The sequence below is a fragment of the Hallerella sp. genome (genome assembly GCF_022776125.1).
In the GTDB taxonomy this organism is placed as follows: Bacteria; Fibrobacterota; Fibrobacteria; order Fibrobacterales; family Fibrobacteraceae; genus Hallerella; species Hallerella succinigenes.
Genome location: NZ_JALFIA010000060.1, coordinates 1 through 17,367, shown reverse-complemented (window position 1 = coordinate 17,367; position 17,367 = coordinate 1). Strand labels below are relative to the sequence as shown.

Annotated in this window: 13 protein-coding genes, 1 tRNA gene and 2 pseudogenes; 15 read left to right on the top strand and 1 reads right to left on the bottom strand. The window is 48.9% G+C overall.

Annotation, left to right across the window (positions count from 1 at the left end):
• From rpmG to MR847_RS07725, 13 genes are all read left to right on the top strand, one after another.
• Positions 1–48 (top strand): 50S ribosomal protein L33 (gene rpmG, locus MR847_RS11045; RefSeq protein WP_353846851.1); only part of this gene is annotated, 48 nt, incomplete at its 5' end.
• 9 nt (positions 49–57) lie between these two features.
• Positions 58–130: transfer RNA gene (locus tag MR847_RS07780), tRNA-Trp, on the top strand.
• 25 nt (positions 131–155) lie between these two features.
• Positions 156–344, top strand: coding sequence for a preprotein translocase subunit SecE (gene secE, locus MR847_RS07775; RefSeq protein WP_100426789.1), 189 nt, complete (start codon positions 156–158; stop codon positions 342–344).
• Between the two features lie 3 nt (positions 345–347).
• On the top strand, positions 348–890 hold the full coding sequence (gene nusG, locus MR847_RS07770) for a transcription termination/antitermination protein NusG (protein WP_100425433.1): 543 nt from the start codon (positions 348–350) through the stop codon (positions 888–890).
• 27 nt (positions 891–917) lie between these two features.
• Complete coding sequence (rplK, locus tag MR847_RS07765) at positions 918–1,343, top strand: 50S ribosomal protein L11 (protein WP_100425434.1); 426 nt, start codon at positions 918–920, stop codon at positions 1,341–1,343.
• A gap of 38 nt (positions 1,344–1,381) precedes the next feature.
• The gene (rplA, locus tag MR847_RS07760) at positions 1,382–2,068 is read left to right on the top strand and encodes a 50S ribosomal protein L1 (protein ID WP_100425435.1); all 687 of its coding nucleotides are present in this window, start codon (positions 1,382–1,384) and stop codon (positions 2,066–2,068) included.
• Between the two features lie 10 nt (positions 2,069–2,078).
• A complete protein-coding gene (gene rplJ, locus MR847_RS07755; protein ID WP_100425436.1) occupies positions 2,079–2,594 on the top strand; it encodes a 50S ribosomal protein L10 in 516 nt (171 codons plus the stop codon).
• A 60-nt stretch (positions 2,595–2,654) separates the two neighbouring features.
• Complete coding sequence (gene rplL, locus MR847_RS07750; protein WP_100425437.1) at positions 2,655–3,026, top strand: 50S ribosomal protein L7/L12; 372 nt, start codon at positions 2,655–2,657, stop codon at positions 3,024–3,026.
• A 105-nt stretch (positions 3,027–3,131) separates the two neighbouring features.
• Positions 3,132–7,514 (top strand): DNA-directed RNA polymerase subunit beta, encoded by a 4,383-nt coding sequence (gene rpoB / locus MR847_RS07745; RefSeq protein ID WP_106519321.1) that lies wholly within the window; start codon positions 3,132–3,134, stop codon positions 7,512–7,514.
• A complete protein-coding gene (gene rpoC / locus MR847_RS07740) occupies positions 7,501–11,997 on the top strand; it encodes a DNA-directed RNA polymerase subunit beta' (RefSeq protein WP_502798510.1) in 4,497 nt (1,498 codons plus the stop codon). The genes rpoB and rpoC overlap by 14 nt, the downstream gene beginning before the upstream one ends.
• Positions 11,998–12,072: 75 nt before the next feature.
• Entirely contained in the window at positions 12,073–12,456 is a 384-nt protein-coding gene (gene rpsL, locus MR847_RS07735) for a 30S ribosomal protein S12 (RefSeq protein WP_073305713.1), read from the top strand.
• Between the two features lie 11 nt (positions 12,457–12,467).
• Entirely contained in the window at positions 12,468–12,944 is a 477-nt protein-coding gene (gene rpsG / locus MR847_RS07730) for a 30S ribosomal protein S7 (protein WP_100425440.1), read from the top strand.
• A 301-nt stretch (positions 12,945–13,245) separates the two neighbouring features.
• Entirely contained in the window at positions 13,246–13,902 is a 657-nt protein-coding gene (locus MR847_RS07725; RefSeq protein WP_287723439.1) for an FISUMP domain-containing protein, read from the top strand.
• Between the two features lie 467 nt (positions 13,903–14,369).
• Here MR847_RS07725 and MR847_RS11040 read toward each other — a convergent pair.
• A pseudogene (locus MR847_RS11040) lies at positions 14,370–14,669 on the bottom strand (DUF6803 family protein); the annotation flags it as partial.
• Positions 14,670–14,957: 288 nt separating this feature from the next.
• On the opposite strand from MR847_RS11040, the gene MR847_RS07720 reads away from it, so the two are divergent.
• Complete coding sequence (locus tag MR847_RS07720) at positions 14,958–16,925, top strand: cellulase family glycosylhydrolase (RefSeq protein ID WP_287723438.1); 1,968 nt, start codon at positions 14,958–14,960, stop codon at positions 16,923–16,925.
• A 301-nt stretch (positions 16,926–17,226) separates the two neighbouring features.
• A pseudogene (gene eno / locus MR847_RS07715) lies at positions 17,227–17,367 on the top strand (phosphopyruvate hydratase); the annotation flags it as partial.

Below are 17,367 nucleotides of genomic sequence, written 5' to 3'. Positions count from 1 at the left end.
TACTGCCCGTTCTGCCGCAAGCATACAGTTCATAAGGAAACCAAGTAAGGCGGTTTTAGGTCGGTAGCTCAATTGGTAGAGTCACGGTCTCCAAAACCGTTGGTTGGGGGTTCGAGTCCCTCCCGACCTGCTTCCTTTCTTCCGGAGTCATGATTATGCAAAAGATTCAGCAATACATCAAAGAAGTTATCCAAGAAATGAAGAAGGTCACCTGGCCGACTTGGGAAGAGCTGAAAGGTTCGACTTTGGTTGTAATGCTCTTCAGCGTTATCATGGGTTGCTATATTGCTGCGATTGATTTGGGTCTTTCCTTCATCGTTGACAAACTGTTAGGACGTGGGTAAATCATGGCTATGTTGTGGTATGCTGTCCATACGTTTTCCGGTCAGGAAAGCACAATCAAGAAGAATATTGAAATGTTGATTGAACGCGAAGGCGTTCAAGAAAAGTTTGGTCGCATTCTCATCCCCGAGAAAGTGACAGTCGTAAACGTCCGAGGAAAGCGCAAGAACGTCGTTTCTAAGCTTTTCCCGGCGTATTTGATTATAGAGATGGAGCTGGACGAGCTCACCCAGCACCTGGTAACATCCGTTCAGGGCGTTACCCATTTCGGAGGAACTAGTCGCGTTAACAAGACGCCGATTCCTCTTCGTCAGAGCGAGGTCGATAGACTGCTCGGTGTCGAATCTCAAGATGCCGAACAGGATGTGATCCAGAATCCGTATATTGTCGGTGATCATGTTTCCATCAAGGATGGCCCATTCCAGGGATTTGATGGTACGGTTGAAGAAATCCTCACGGAGAAGAACAAACTTCGCGTAACGGTTTCTGTGTTTGGCCGTGCTACTCCCGTCGAACTTGGCTTTAACCAGGTGGAATCAATATCGTAATATTGGGTTCTGAAACGGAGAAATACAGTGGCAAAGAAAATTGCAGGTTATATTAAGCTTCAGATCCCCGGCGGGGCTGCAAACCCGTCTCCTCCGGTAGGTCCTGCTCTGGGTCAGAAAGGTGTGAACATCATGCAGTTCTGCAAGGCGTTCAATGCTCAGACTCAGAATGAAAAGGGAATGATCATCCCGGTCGTCATTACTGTTTATGCCGATAAGAGCTTTACCTTCATCACGAAGGTACCTCCTGTTCCTGTCCTCGTCAAGAAGGCAGCTGGCATTGACAAGGCTTCCGGTGAACCGAACCGTAAGAAGGTCGGTAAGATCACCAAGGCACAAGTCAAGGAAATCGCTGAAAAGAAGATGCCGGACTTGAACACAATCGACATTGAAGCCGCAATGCGCATGGTTGCGGGCACCGCACGCTCTATGGGCGTCGATGTTGTCGACTAATCAGGCAGACCTTAACCCTATTTCTGACAGGAAACACCATGTTCAGAGGAAAGAAGTATAAGAAAGTAGCTGAAGCTTACGATCGTACCAAGTCGTACGGTCTCGAGCAGGCGCTCGAAATTCTTAAAAAATCCGAGGTTAAGTTCGACCAGACTGTCGAGCTTCATTTCAATCTCGGTGTTGATCCCAAAAACTCCGATCAAGCTGTCCGTGGCACGGTTGTGCTTCCGAACGGTACCGGTCGTCAGGTTCGCGTTCTTGTGTTCTGCAAGGATAATAACTATCAGGCAGCACAGGATGCAGGCGCTGATTACGTCGGTGGCGCAGACTTGGTCCAGAAAATCCAGGAAGGCTGGCTCGAATTTGATGCAGTCGTTGCTACTCCCGACATGATGCCGGTGATTAGTAAGGTTGCTCGCGTGCTCGGTCCTCGTGGACTTATGCCGAGCCCGAAGTCCGGCACGGTGACGGTTAACGTCGCTCAGACCGTGAAGGAACTCAAGGCTGGTAAGATTCAGTACCGCGTCGACAAGGGCGCTAATGTCCATGCTCCGGTCGGTAAGCTCTCCTTTACGGCAGAACAGCTTATTGAAAACGTGAAGGCTGTGATTGATTCTGTGATCAAGAACAAGCCGCAGACCGCAAAGGGCACATATATCAAGTCCTTGTTCCTCACGGCAACTATGACCCCGAGCCTCAAGCTCGATATGAGCCTCACTCGATAGGAGATAAACAATGAAAGCTGTAGTTAAAAAACAACAGAAAGTTGACTCTCTTGTCAAGAAGTTTGAAGGCGCTGCTTCGATCTATCTTCTCAACTACGAAAAGATTCCGGTCGAACTCGACAACAAGCTCCGTATGAGTCTCAAGTCTAAGGGTGTCGTTTACACTGCTGTGAAGAATACCCTCTTGAAGAAGGTTCTCGAGAAGATGAACATCTCGGGTCTCGACGAAGCCCTTAAAGGTGCAACCTCCATCATGATTGGCCCGGAAGACGATCCGATTCTCCCGGCACGTGAAATCGAAGCTTTCCATAAGGAAAATCCGGATTTCCTCGTTGCAAAGAGCCTCTATGTGGAAGGTAAGGTCAGACCGGGTTCTGATATTGTTGCTCTCTCCAAGATTCCGGACCGCGCAGGCATGCTTGCCCAGTTGGTCACGATTATTCTTGGACCGGGTTCCACTATCGCGGGCCAGATCAAGTCTCTCACGGAAAAACTGGAAAAGGAAGAGGCTGGAGCAACCGCCTAATTCCTCAACACAACCATTCACAAACAACTTTTCAAAACGGAATAATTGGAGAAAAACATCATGGCAACAGATATCAAGGCTATTGGTGATCAAATCGCGGGTCTCACCCTTCTCGAAGCTAAGCAATTGGCTGACTACCTCAAGGAAGCTCACGGCATTGAAGCCGCTGCTGGTGGCGTTGTTGTCGCTGCAGCTGCTGCTGGTGCAGCCGCTGAAGAAAAGAGCGAATTCGACGTCGTTCTCGCTGAATGCGGTGCTAACAAGATGGCTGTCCTCAAGGCTGTTCGCGCAATCACTGGCCTTGGCTTGAAGGAAGCTAAGGAAATGGTCGAAAAGGCCGATAGCGTTGTGAAGGAAGCAGCCCCGAAGGCTGATGCCGAAAAGATTAAGAAGGAACTCGAAGATCTTGGTGCCAAGGTCGTTCTGAAGTAATGCCTTCTATTCGTTAATTCGAATACGCCAAAACGCCTGCACAATCGTGTGGGCTTTTGGTGTTTTTCCCGTGCTCAAGGTTTTTTCACTGGATGAGGTTTCTAAATGACGGAGCGAAAGAATTATTCCTCCAATAAGTTCCAGTTGGAACTTCCGTATTTGGTCGAAGTGCAAAAAGCTTCTTATGACCACTTCCTCCAAAAAGGCGTTCCTCAAGAGAAGCGTCTCAAAGTAGGTCTGGAACGCGTTTTCCAAGACATTTTCCCCATCACAGATATGAAGAAGCTCTTCGCGCTCAAGTACGAAGGCTACTTCTTCGGTATTCCCAAGTATAGCCTTCGCGAATGCCGTGAACGCGGGCTTACGCATTCTATTCCTCTGCATGCAAACCTCTCTCTTCAGGTTTTTGAAGAAGATGGCGAAGATCGCAAGCTGAAGGAAGAAATTAAGAATGACGTGATGATCTGCGATCTGCCGATCATGACGGATAATGGTACGTTCATTATCAACGGTGCCGAACGCGTTGTCGTTTCTCAGTTGCATCGTTCTCCTGGTGTGAGTTTCGACGAAGAACTCCTTCCGAACGGTCGCTCTAACTTCAAGAGCCGTATCATTCCGCATCGCGGGGCTTGGCTTGAATTCAATACGGACGGTGACATTCTCTATTTGATTATCGACCGTAAGAAGAAAATTCCGGCTACGGCTCTTCTCCGCTGCATTGGTTTTGAAACGACTGCGGATATTATCAAGCTGTTCTATAAGAATATCGAAGAAGTTACCCTCAACGTGGGTGACATGGAACAGTACTACGGTCGCATCGTCGCCGCTGACGTGATTGATACGTCTTCGGGCGAAGTCATCCTCGACGCGAACCGCGTTTTCGATGACAAGTGCGCTGCACGTTTGACGGAAAGCGGAGTCTTCGAACTCTCCTTCATCGCTGAAAACGAAGAAAACCTCCTTATCCACAACACCCTCCTTGCCGATAAGTGCAAGACGAAGGAAGACGCTTTGAAGCTCATCTACTTCGTGATGCACCAGTCTCAGGAAGAAGCTCCGAACCTTGCAACCGCTCAGATTGCCTTTGAAAGCACCTTCCTTGACGATCCGCGCAAGTATGATCTCGGTGAAGTGGGGCGTTACCGTTTGAATGCCAAGGTTTATACCCCGGCAATCGAAAAGCTTTTGGCAGAAATCGGTCTCTCTAAGCCAGCTCTCAACACGATGACGATGACCGAAGCCGACTTCCTCGGCATCATCGAATACATGGTCGGTCTCTACTGCGACGCCGACGGTTACGTCCTTGACGATATCGACCACTTGGGCAACCGTCGTACCCGTTCCGTTGGTGAACTCGTCGCAAACCAGCTCTCTGTGGGACTTTCCCGCATGAGTCGCGTCATTCGTGAAAACTTTACTTCCGGTGACAACGAAACTCCGACTCCGCGTGACTTGGTGAACACTCGCACGGTGAACTCCGTCGTCCAGGCGTTCTTCAGCTCGAGCCAGCTTTCTCAGTTCATGGATCAGATGAACCCGCTGTCCGAACTTACGCACAAGCGTCGTCTTTCCGCTCTCGGTCCGGGTGGTCTTTCCCGTGAACGCGCAGGCTTCGAAGTCCGTGACGTCCACTACACGCACTATGGCCGCCTCTGCCCGATCGAAACTCCGGAAGGTCCGAACATCGGTCTTATCAACTCTCTTGCCACGTTTGCTGTGGTGAACCACTTCGGCTTCATTGAAACTCCGTACCGCGTTGTCGGTCTTCAGGAATTCAAGGATGCTTCGGGCAAGCCTCTCTACTTCCCGGAAGAAAAGTGGCACTTTGGTCTTTACAAGGGCTTTGTCCGCGAACCGCGTTTGTTCGTGCAGCTTGAACTCGGCGCCAAGGATATCAAGGCTGTCCGTTCGAACCTTGACAACAACCAGCGCATTCTCTTTGACTCCTTCGTGAATAAGGTGTTCGAATTCAAGAAGGCGGATGGCTCTAGCCTCTTCGTCCGTAACGGTAACCCGCTCGAATCTTTCTCGGGCAAGGCTGATTACGTTCAGCAATCCTCGACGGTTTACGACGTGGTTTCTTCCTTCGTCGTGTACCTCACGGCTGATGAAGAAGACGCTTTCAACATTGCTCCGGCAAACACGATCCTGAAAGCTGCCGCTTTCGACCCGCTGTTTGAAGGTGAGCTTGCGAAGGCATCTTCCGAAGCTGAAAAGGCTGACATTTTGGATCGTCACCAGTTGACCGCTTTTGCGGAAGACTTCGTGATGGTGCGTGAAAAGGATGAATATCCGCTCAAGCCGCGCTTGATCGCCGGCGGTGAGTTCGACGAATCCGACCGTTTTGAAAAGGGTGTCGTTCCGACGTTTGATGCGAACTCGGACGATTTCGACGAAGATGCGCTTGAAGGTCGTATTCAGTTGATGGACGTTTCTCCGCAACAGATTATCTCGGTCGCTGCAGGCCTTATCCCGTTCCTCGAACACGATGACGCTAACCGTGCTTTGATGGGATCTAACATGCAGCGCCAGGCTGTGCCTCTGCTCCGCTCGGAAGCTCCGGTTGTCGGTACGGGTCTTGAACGCCGTGCGGCTCTCGACTCGGGTACCGTTGTCCGTGCTAAGCATGAAGGTCGCGTGAGCTTTGTCGACGCCATGACGGTTGTCGTGGAACGAGGTACTTTGGATGCAGCCGGTGAATTCCATGCTTTGGAAGGCCTCGGCGAAAACTTCGAATTCCTCGATCATGAACCGGTTGACGAATACATTCTCCGTAAATTTGAACGTTCCAACCAGGATTCCTGCATTAACCAGAAACCGGTTGTGAATGTGGGCGATTACGTGAAGAAGGGTGACGTCCTCGCTGACGGCGCTTCTACTGATCACGGCGAACTCGCTCTTGGTAAAAACATTCTTATTGCGTTCATTCCTTGGAATGGTTATAACTACGAAGACGCTGTTATCGTCTCCGAAGAACTCGCCATCAAGGATGCGTTCACCTCTATCCACGTTGAAGAATACGAAGTGGAAGTGCGCGAAACGAAGCGCGGTCCGGAAGAACTCACCCGTGAAATTCCAAACGTCGGTGAAGACGCTCTGAAAAACCTCGACGAACGCGGCATTATCCGTGTCGGTGCTGAAGTCCATGCGGACGACATCCTCGTCGGTAAGGTTACCCCGAAGGGTGAAACGGAACTCTCTCCGGAAGAAAGACTTCTCCGCGCTATCTTCGGCGAAAAGGCCGGCGATGTGCGAGATACCTCTCTCGTTGCTCCTCCGGGCATGCACGGTATCGTTCTCGAAACCCGCGTGTTCAGCCGTAAGGACCACAACGACAAGAAGAGCCGTGCTGAAGATCAGGAACGTATCAACGAAATCAAGGAAAAGTTCCAGGCTGATATCGACAAGATTAAGACGACTTGCGCTAATGCGATGGTCGAAATGCTCGTCGGCAAGGTCTCTGGCAATATCATCGATTTCGATACTCACGAAGTTCGCATTCCGGACGGTTCTACCGTTTCCGAAAAGATGCTTCGCACGATTGATCTTTTGACTCTTGCTCCGTCTTCTACCTTCGCTCGCGATGACGCGGAAGCTCAGGAAAAGGCATCTAGCCTTCTCTCCGTGGCTCGCGAATCGATCGATCGCTTGACCCGCACGATGGAAAAGGAAATCGATAAGGTTACGAAGGGTGACGAACTCAAGCCGGGCGTTCTCCAGACTGTTAAGGTTTACATCGCCAAGAAGAAGAAGCTTCAGGTCGGTGACAAGATGGCTGGTCGTCACGGTAACAAGGGTTGCGTATCCAAAATCGTTCCGGTCGAAGACATGCCGTTCACCGAAGATGGCCGCCCGATTCAGATCCTTTTGAACCCGCTGGGCGTTCCGTCTCGTATGAACGTCGGTCAGGTGCTTGAAGTTCACTTGGGCTGGGCTGCTAAGGTCCTCGGCATGAAGATTGCCACCCCGGTGTTCGACGGTGCTTCCTTCGAAGACATCGTGGACGAACTGGAAAAGGCTTACCAGAAGATGCCGGTCGTTTCTTATAAGATGGATCCGGATCACGGTCAGATTATCGGTAAGGCAAAGCTTTACGATGGCCGCACCGGCGAAGCCTTCTTGAACCCGGTTACGATCGGTTACATGTATTATCTCAAGCTCGGTCACTTGGTCGAAGACAAGATCCACGCACGTTCGATCGGTTCTTACGCTCTCGTGACGCAGCAGCCGCTCGGCGGTAAGAGCCAGTTCGGTGGCCAGCGCTTCGGTGAAATGGAAGTCTGGGCTCTCGAAGCTTACGGTGCTGCTTACACGCTCCAGGAACTCTTGACGGTGAAGTCCGACGATGTGATGGGTCGTTCCAGAATCTACGACGCTATCGTCCACGGCAAGAATACTCCGGAACCGGGCATTCCTGAATCCTTCAATGTTATGATTCGTGAAGTGCGTTCGCTCTGCCTCGATATCAAGACTAATGGAGAAAAGTAATATGTCAGAAGAAACTTTCGATTATTCTGAAAACAACAATGGTGAAGTCTCCATTCACCTTGCTTCTCCTGAATTGATTCGTCAGTGGTCCTATGGTGAAGTCACCAAGCCTGAAACGATCAATTACCGTTCTTTCAAGCCAGAACGCGATGGCTTGTTCTGTGAACGCATTTTCGGACCGGTGAAGAACTGGGAATGTAATTGCGGTAAGTACAAGCGTATCCGTTTCAAGGGTGTCATTTGCGACCGTTGCGGTGTGGAAGTTACCCATTCCAAGGTTCGTCGTGAACGTATGGGTCACATCGAACTCGCTATCCCTCTCGCACACGTTTGGTTCGTGAAGAATCAGCCGTGCGTGCTCGGTGCGATTTTGAATCTTGACACCAAGTCCCTCGATAACATCATTTACTACGAAAAGTACATCGTGCTCGATCCGGGTGATACCGATCTCCAGCCGAATGAACTGATCGACGAAAGCAAGTATATCGACCTCGAAAGAGAAGGTCGTCACTTCTCCGCGAAGATGGGTGCAGCCGCTTTGAAGCAGCTCCTTGCAAACATCGACTTTGTCCAGCTTTCTGACGAACTCCGCGTGGAAGCCGCGTCCAAGTCCAAGACGAAGCGTGACGATGCCATCAAGCGCTTGAAGATTGTCGAATCCTTCAAGAAGTCTCAGATGGACGACTTCCTTTCTTACTACGAAGATCCGGAAAAGAAAAAGAACAGCGATATTCCTTGGGCTAAGGACATCGCCGAAAAGGTCGAAGACTTTAAGTACGGCGTCATCGGTGCTGATGGCGAACGCAAGGGCGGTTATGCCGCTAAGACCGAAGGCAAGGAATTCAACCTTCTCGATGCGTTTACCCAGTTCCGCGAAGCGTATCCGCATGAAGCCAAGAACCTCTCTAACCAGCCGGAATGGATGATTCTTGACGTTCTCCCGGTGATTCCGCCCGATCTGCGCCCGCTTGTTCCGCTCGATGGTGGCCGTTTCGCTACCTCTGACTTGAACGAGCTCTATCGTCGTGTCATCAACCGCAACAACCGCTTGAAGAAGTTGATCGACATCAAGGCTCCGGACGTGATTCTTTGCAACGAAAAGCGCATGCTCCAGGAAGCTGTGGACCAGCTGTTCGACAGCGGTCGTCGTTCCGTCCGCGCTGGTTCTAACCGTCCGTTGAAGTCGCTCTCTGAACTTCTCAAGGGTAAGCAGGGCCGCTTCCGTATGAACCTTCTCGGTAAGCGAGTGGACTATTCTGGTCGTTCTGTGATCGTCGTGGGTCCGGAACTCAAGATGCACCAGTGCGGTCTTCCGAAGCGCATGGCTCTTGAACTTTACAAGCCGTTCATCATCCAGCGTTTGGAAGAAGAAGGCATTGTTTATACGCTCAAGGCTGCTAAGAAGTATGTCGATGCAGAACGTCCTGAAGTTTGGGACATTCTCGAACAGATTACTGAAGACCATCCGGTTATGGTGAACCGTGCTCCGACGCTTCACCGTCTGGGTATTCAGGCCTTCTATCCGAAGCTCATCGAAGGTAATGCGATCCGTCTTCACCCGCTCGTTTGTACGGCTTTCAACGCTGACTTCGACGGTGACCAGATGGCAGTCCATCTTCCGCTGTCCTTCGAAACGCAGCTCGAATGCCGCGTGCTCATGCTTTCCTCCAACAACATTCTTCACCCGGCTTCCGGTCAGCCGATTGCTGTTCCGGGCCAGGATATCGTGCTCGGCTTGTACTACATCTCCAAGCCGCGTCCGAACCGCAAGGGTGCTGGAATGCGCTTCTACGATCCGGACGAAGCTCTTCGTGCATACAATACCGGCGTGATCGATTTGAATGCGGAATGCTACCTCCATTTGCCGGCAGGCCGTAAGATCTACATGGGCGCTCTTGAAAAGGATACCCCGTGCTTGACCGAACAGCCGGATGATAACGGCAAGTGCGAAGTGATCGCGAAGGCTGGTCAGAAGATTAAGTTCCTCACCTTGAAGGAACCGTCTCTCATCAAGACCACCATGGGTCGTATCATTTTGAACGAAATTATCCCGAACGCAGTCGGTTATGCAAACGAAACCTTCGGTAAGAAGGTGATTGCGAAGTCCATCGACGATCTTTATCGTCGTACCGGCAACCGCGTGACGGTCGAATACCTCGATGACCTGAAGGCCCTCGGTTATAAGTGGGCTGCTATCTCGGGCTCCTCTGTGGCCATTTCCGAAATGGTGATTCCGCCAGAAAAGCAGCAGTTGCTCGAAGAAGCAAACGAAAAGGTCACCCGTATTCGCGAACTTTACGAAGACGGTGTCATCACGGACGGTGAACGTTATAACCAGATTATTGACGTTTGGTCCAAGACGACGAGCGATGTCGCTGCTAAGCAGTGGGATCTCCTCTCTCACGACCGTGACGGATTCAACCCTGTCTATATGATGGCGGATTCTGGCGCTCGTGGTAGCCGTGAACAGATCAAGCAGCTCTCTGGTATGCGTGGTTTGATGCAGAAGCCGACCAAGCAACTCGGCGGTCAGGAAGTCATCGAAAACCCGATTAAGTCCTGCTTCCGTGAAGGCTTGAACGAAATGGAATACTTCATTTCGGCTCACGGTGCTCGTAAGGGTCTTGCTGATACCGCTCTGAAGACGGCTGACGCTGGTTACTTGACCCGTCGTCTTGTTGACGTCGCCCAGGACCTCGTGATTGTGGAAGAAGATTGCCATACGAAGGATGGTATCGATATTTCCGCCTATAAGGACGGTGACGATACGATTATCCCGCTCGAAGAACGTCTCCTCGGTCGCGCTCCGGTCGAAGACATCGTTCACCCGGTGACGGGTGAAGTGATTGTCAAGGCTGGCGAACTTGTGACGGAAAGTGATCTTCCGAAGATCTCTGCAACGGGTCTTGAACATGTGAAGATGCGCTCTGTGCTTACCTGTAGTGCCCGCCACGGTGTCTGTGCGAAGTGCTACGGCCGTATGCTGGCGTCCGGTCGTCCGGTTGACCTCGGCGAAGCCGTCGGTGTTATCGCGGCTCAATCCATCGGTGAACCGGGTACGCAGCTGACTCTCCGTACGTTCCACATTGGTGGTGCTTCTAGCCGTCTCACGGTTGAAAACTCGAAGAGCGCTCCGGTTGATGGCAAGGTTGAACTTGATAACGTCAATACGCTTGAACACGACGGTCACAAGGTTGTCGTGAGCCGTATGGGCGAACTCGTGATTTTTGACTCCACCGGCATTAACAAGGGTCGTTGGCAGATTCCATATGGTGCCATCCTCTATGTGGAAAATGGCGCAGCGGTAACGAAGGATACGAAGCTCTTTGAATGGGATCCGTATACGAGCCCGATTCTCAGTAACGTCAGCGGTAAGATCCAGTTCATCGACTTGATTGAAAACACGACCTATCGTGTGGATAAGGACGATGTGACCGGCGTGGAAACCTGGACCGTCATTAGTGACCGTCATGGTAAGCACCGCCCGGCTATCAACGTTCTCGACGCTGCTGGCAACCGTCAGGGTGTTTACTACCTGCCGGATGGTGCTATTCTTTCTGTCCACGACGGCGACAACGCTGTGCCGGGCGAAATCCTCGCCAAGTTGCCGCGTGCTGTCGGTAAGACTAAGGATATTACGGGTGGTCTTCCTCGTGTTGCAGAACTCTTCGAAGCGCGTGTTCCGAAGAATGTCGCTGTGATTGCTCCAATCGACGGTATCGTTGAATACGGTAACGAAGAACGCGGCAACCAGAAGGTAATCATCAAGAACGCCGAAGAAGAACAGAGCGTGCTCGTGCCACGTGGCCGTCATCTCGCCGTGCTCGAAGGCGACCGTGTCAGCAGAGGTCAGAAGATCTGCGACGGTTCTGTCGATCCGCACGATATTCTTCGTGTTCAGGGCCCAGAAGCCGTGCAGCGTCACCTGGTGAATGAAATCCAGGCCGTGTACCGCCTTCAGGGTGTGGCTATCGCTGATAAGCACATTGAATGCATTGTGCGTCAGATGATGCGTAAAATCAAAATTTCCGATCCTGGTGATTCCGATCTCCTTCCGGATGAAGAAATCTCCAAGGCTCGTCTGCGCGTGAAAAACGACAAGCTCAAGGCAGAAGGTCGTGCCGAAGCAAAGGGAACCCCGATGCTCCTCGGTATTACCAAGTCCTCGCTTGCTACGGATAGCTTCATTTCCGCAGCGTCCTTCCAGGAAACAACGAAGATCCTCACTCGTGCTGCAATTGAAGGTAGTGTGGACCCGTTGATGGGACTTAAGGAAAACGTCATTATGGGTCACCTGATTCCATGCGGAACGGGTGCAAGACATCTGCGTGACGTCGTGGTCATTGATTCCGACGCAGAAGCTGAGGCTGCCGCTAACCGGGCTTCCCAGTTGGAATCTGAAAATTCGGTCGGCGATATCGATTTCTCGCTGCCGGATACCGGATCCGAAGCCTCGGAAGATAATGGAGATAACATCGAATAATTTCGAAGGCAAAACTTGAAATTATTCGAAAAAGAACTATATTTGGGTTTCCAAAATTATAGGGAAAAATAAACAATGCCTACTATACAACAGCTCGTCCGTAAGGGCCGTGAAAAAATCCTCAACAGAACCGCTTCGCCGGCTCTGAAACAAAGTCCGCAGAAGCGCGGTGTTTGCACTCGTGTGTACACCACCACGCCGAAGAAGCCGAACTCCGCTCTCCGTAAGATTGCTCGTGTCCGTCTTTCCAACAAGATGGAAGTGACAGCTTACATTCCGGGTGAAGGCCACAACCTCCAGGAACACTCTATCGTCCTCATTCGTGGCGGTCGTGTTAAGGATGTTCCGGGTGTCCGTTACCACATCATTCGCGGTACGCTCGATACTCAGGCTGTGAACGGTCGTAATCAGGCACGTTCCAAGTACGGTGTTAAGAGAAAAGCTCCGGCTAAGAAGTAAAGGAAGAGCATATGTCTAGAAGAAGAAAGACTATTCACAAGCGCACCATTGCAGACCCGCGTTATCATTCCGTTTTAATCACCGAACTCATTGGTGTCGTTCTCAAGCAGGGCAAAAAGACGATCGCTGAACAGATCGTTTACACCGCTCTCGATCTCTTGGACAAGAAGGTGGAAGGCGAAGGTTCTCCGCTCGACAAGTTCGAAGAATGCCTTGAAAACATCAAGCCGAAGCTTGAAGTGAAGTCCCGTCGTATCGGTGGTGCAAACTACCAGGTACCGATGGAAGTTGCTCCGGATCGTGCTAAGGCTCTCGCTCTTCGTTGGTTGCTTACCGCTGCCCGTAATCGTACGGAAGCTAACATGGCACAGCGTCTTGCAGCAGAACTTGTTGCTGCCAAGAACAACGAAGGCAACGCCATCCGCAAGAAGCAGGATGTGCACAAGATGGCAGAAGCAAACCGAGCATTCGCTCACTTCCGCTTCTAATATCTTTAGCCCTTTGTTTTGGAAAAAGCCCCGCAGAAATGCGGAGCTTTTCTTGTATATGGTTTGCTGCCCAAATTATTGGGTTTTCGTGTCTCATTTGACACGGATGATCCCTCATACCATGGAATTACCGGATATGAACAGGTTGAGGCCGACTCGGTCGTAATTCTAGATTTGTCAGACAATTTGCTTTGGGGGCATGCCCCAAGTCCGATATTAGTCTTTCGGCAGGATGCTATCTCGTTCTCCGTCAAGGGTCTCGTATTTTAACATGGCAACTTTTAAAATAGAGGTAATCAAAATGAATAAGAAACAAGCTTTTTTCTCAATTACTCTTGCCGCATTCTTAGCATCGTGTTCTGACGATAGCAATAGTTGGAACGCTAGCGAAGTCTGTCCAGAAAGCGGTCGCGGAACTTTTGTTGATGAACGGGATGGGCAAGTGTATAAATACACGACCATTGGCGACCAGGTTTGGATGGCTGAGAACTTGAATTATGAAACAGACTATAGTATCTGTTATGACAACGGTGATTCGGATTGTAATTTTTGGGGGCGATACTATTCTTTGCAAGAGAACAATGATGAAAATGGTAAACTAGACTATGCTAGAGTCGATTCTGTTTGTCCCATGGGATGGCATGTTCCTTCTAACGATGAATGGCTTGAGTTAATAAATGTTGTTGGAAAATTAGATGATAGAGAAACCGCGATGAGGTTAAAAAGTACAAACCTTTGGAATGAGAAAAGAGAAAGCGGTTCTGATGATTGTGCTTTTTCTTCACTTCCCGCAGGATATCTCTACTGGAATGGGGATATTACAGATATGTTCTTGTCGGCATCATATTGGTCCTCGACAATGAAAACATCAAGTAGCGTATTTGACATTATTATTCATTCAAGTGTATTGAATCATTTTGCTAACGCCTGGATGACGTTGCGGTGTATAAAGGACTGATTACGTATGTGCAAAATACTAATATATTTTCTTGTTTTTTCGGTGTCTTCTTTTGCTTTAACGCTTGATCAGGTTCGAGCGGACTTGAAGAAAAATTCTATATCAGGCGATTCTATAGAAATTAATGTTCGCACATCTGTTTCTACAGCTGGTTCAAAGCAATCGGTCTCCGTTTTCTTTGTTCAAAAAGGGATAAATAAAATTTATTCTGAAATAAATACTTCTTTTTTGAATCAAAGAAGTATTGTGAACGATTCTCGGATGAAAATTATTGATTTGAACACCAATAAATTCCAAATAATACCATATAATGGGGAACCATTGAATGTTGCGTCTTACACGAATTTTATGCAGCCTCTGCCCTTGAACGCCACAAACGGATCCGATTTCGCATCTTAGGAACATTTGATACAAATCCAAAATTCAAAGAGGTCGGGAGATGGTGGTAAAACTTCATGCATTATAAATTATATGCCATGATGGAGGTGTTTTTCCACTTGGACCGATTTTTCGGGGGAGTATCCTGCAATGCCCGGATCTACCATGCCGAAAATCATTGCGACATGGGAAAGTACGAGGAAAGCGACGAGAAGGATCATGGGAATTCCCGCTGTGAGATATGAGAAGATGGCGGTTGCGTCTACCCACGTGCGAAATTCGCCATTTGAAGTGAGGGGAATGACCACGGTGGGAACAAGGTAAGTGATGATTAGAATGAATGCGATTCCGCCAAGAATGCTACTGCATCGGTTTAAAATACGAATCCAGCTTTTTTGTGCTGCCGATCTCGCTTTTTACGACGTCAAATCAAATGGGAGAAATTCTTGTAAAGTGTTTGTTCCGTCAATGATTTCCTAAAAACGATAGCCCTAAATTATCTTTTGATGTTTTGCAGCGTCATGAATGGATGCCTTTGGAATTTCCATTTCGTTATTGCCTTTGTGGACAATTTGTCAATAATCATTTTGTAAGGGTTATCAATCTTTTGCTTTATTCGGCTATTTTTTTTGTAGCGATAAACAAAAAGTTTCGCTAAGGATGTTAGGGTGTCTAGAATGCATTGTAAGGCTATAACTTCGGCGTTTGTTGTAATTTCTTGCTTTTTTGCATCAACGTCATTGGCGGAAACCTCTCTTCATGTTCGTCTTGGCGATAGTATTCGCCCTGTAACCCATGTAGCAACAGGGTCTTTGTATGGGTTGACGGAAACTTATCCTGTCGATATAGCCAGGGACGTGGAACCTTTGAAACCGAACGCTTTTTTGGCTCCTGCCCGTAGCGGACAGGGGCGTCAACAACCGATTGGCGGTGCGTTTCTCGTTTCTCCACGGATTGAAAATACCACAGCGAAGATTCATATTCGGCTGGCTGACATTCTACCGGGATGGCCCTATAATTTCAAAGACATGAATCATTGGCTTTCTGAAGTGGAATCTGTCATCGAAGATAGAAAAGCGGCCAAGGTACAGAATTTTGATGGCTATGAAATTTGGAATGAACCCGGCGGAACTTGGACAAGTACGACCATCGATTTTAATTCCGGATTATGGAAAACAACTTATGACTTTATTCGTCAAAAAGATCCGGAAGCAAGAATCATTGGTCCCTCGTATGCTTGGTACAACAGCAGCCGCATGGAGGCTTTTATAAAGTATTGTTCGGAAAACGATTGCTTGCCCGATGTTATCAGCTGGCATCAATGGGGTTCCGAAGGATTTGTTGGCGCCATTGAACATTATCGGAGTCTTGAAAAAAAGTACAATGTAACGCCACGAGCGGTGAGTATTAATGAGTATTCATCCGGCACGCATACGTTGGAAGGTTGCCCGGGAGTTTCTGTGCCATTTATCGCTAAATTTGAACGTCATGGGGTGGAAAGCGCGATGATTTCTTGGTGGTTCACCAATTTGCCCGGACGTCTGGGAAGCTTGCTCACGGCAAAAAATGAACGCGGGGGCGGTTGGTATTTATACAAATGGTATGGAGACATGAGCGGTTATATGGCAAAAGTCATTCCGCCAAATGACAAGAGTGACAGTGTCGATGGATTTGCCGCTGTAGATTTACAAAGAAAAGTGGCGAGCATTGTTGTGGGAGGAAATACCCTAGGGGAAGTCCCTGTAAAAATTGACAACATTCCCGAAGTCTTTGGAAACAAGGTCAATGTTGATGTTGAATATGTCGTTTGGGTAGACAAGGATTCGGCCGTTGCCTCTACAATTCTTGAATCTAGCCAGGAATACGAAGTGTTCAATTCCTCCATTACGATTCCAATCCATATCCAGAATGTTTACTATGCCTATCGCATTTACATAACGCCTTCTATTCCTCAAGCGCCTTTTGGGGAGGAGGCAAAGAGTATCCCGGGCAAAATTGAAAGTGAAAATTACGATTTAGGGGGAGAAGGAAAGTCCTATCATGATATGGATGCCGAAAACAGGGGCGGGAAATATCGAGAAGATGGGGTGGATATCGTTGAAACGGGGGATGGTTACGCTTTGGGATACACGGTTGCTGATGAATGGACGGAGTATACTATTCATGTGGATTCCAATGGTGTTTATAATGTGGATGCTCGTGTAGCAACTGCTATGGATACAGCAGGTTTTGAACTATACATCGATGAAAAGCGGATTTTAGACCCGATTTTCGTTGCCAAAGTGGATTCTACATTTGATACGTACAAAGAAATAGCATTGGGTTCCGTGGAATTGGATAGAGGGGAGCATGTTTTGAAATTGAAAATTGTCAAGAGCTATATCAATATAGACTGGATTCAATTCCGTCTTGCCGGAAACGAAGAACATACTAGTATCAAAACACCGTCAATGCAATTCCAAAAGGCAATTTCTGCTGAATATCGCGTATTTGATTTTCAAGGAAATTGGCTCGGAACGATTTCAGGCAAAAGCCGGGAAGAGTTGCAATTCAAAATCGGGAACTTGGTGAATCGGAACGGTGTCTTTTTGTTGAAACCGCTGAAATCGGGAAAAGGAATCCGGATTCAAGTACTGGATAAGTAGCAATGCTCGGCTTTTAAAAAGAAGACTCTACGAAGCAATTCTTTTTGCTTGCCATCGTGGTGCTTTTCGCATTCACCGCTTGTAGCGATGACAGCGACGTTTCACCTAAGCAGCGTGGCAAGGTGGGCGTGGAATTCCTTGGACCATTTGTTTGAAAAATAGTTTTCTTCGAGTCCGAGAAAGCGTTGCGTTGGTCTATAGCATTTCTGGTTTTGCATATGGTGTGGATAGTCGGTGAACCGAAGTTGAAAATTTTTATATATTTTCAACGACTTTTCACTCTAACCAAAAGGCAAAAAATATGGCTTCTAAAATTAAATCCGTTGTTGCCCGCCAGATCCTCGATTCTCGCGGCAATCCCTCCCTCGAAGTTGATGTTACCCTCGAAAACGGTGTGACCGGTCACGCTGCTGTTCCGAGCGGCGCTTCCACCGGCGAACGC

Coding starts and splice junctions, on each gene's coding strand:
- rplJ (WP_100425436.1), top strand. CDS start 2,079: ATGAAAGCTGTAGTTAAAAAACAACAGAAAGTTGACTCTCTTGTCAAG.
- secE (WP_100426789.1), top strand. CDS start 156: ATGCAAAAGATTCAGCAATACATCAAAGAAGTTATCCAAGAAATGAAG.
- nusG (WP_100425433.1), top strand. CDS start 348: ATGGCTATGTTGTGGTATGCTGTCCATACGTTTTCCGGTCAGGAAAGC.
- rpoC (WP_502798510.1), top strand. CDS start 7,501: ATGGAGAAAAGTAATATGTCAGAAGAAACTTTCGATTATTCTGAAAAC.
- rplA (WP_100425435.1), top strand. CDS start 1,382: ATGTTCAGAGGAAAGAAGTATAAGAAAGTAGCTGAAGCTTACGATCGT.
- rpoB (WP_106519321.1), top strand. CDS start 3,132: ATGACGGAGCGAAAGAATTATTCCTCCAATAAGTTCCAGTTGGAACTT.
- rplL (WP_100425437.1), top strand. CDS start 2,655: ATGGCAACAGATATCAAGGCTATTGGTGATCAAATCGCGGGTCTCACC.
- MR847_RS07725 (WP_287723439.1), top strand. CDS start 13,246: ATGAATAAGAAACAAGCTTTTTTCTCAATTACTCTTGCCGCATTCTTA.
- MR847_RS07720 (WP_287723438.1), top strand. CDS start 14,958: ATGCATTGTAAGGCTATAACTTCGGCGTTTGTTGTAATTTCTTGCTTT.
- rpsG (WP_100425440.1), top strand. CDS start 12,468: ATGTCTAGAAGAAGAAAGACTATTCACAAGCGCACCATTGCAGACCCG.
- rpsL (WP_073305713.1), top strand. CDS start 12,073: ATGCCTACTATACAACAGCTCGTCCGTAAGGGCCGTGAAAAAATCCTC.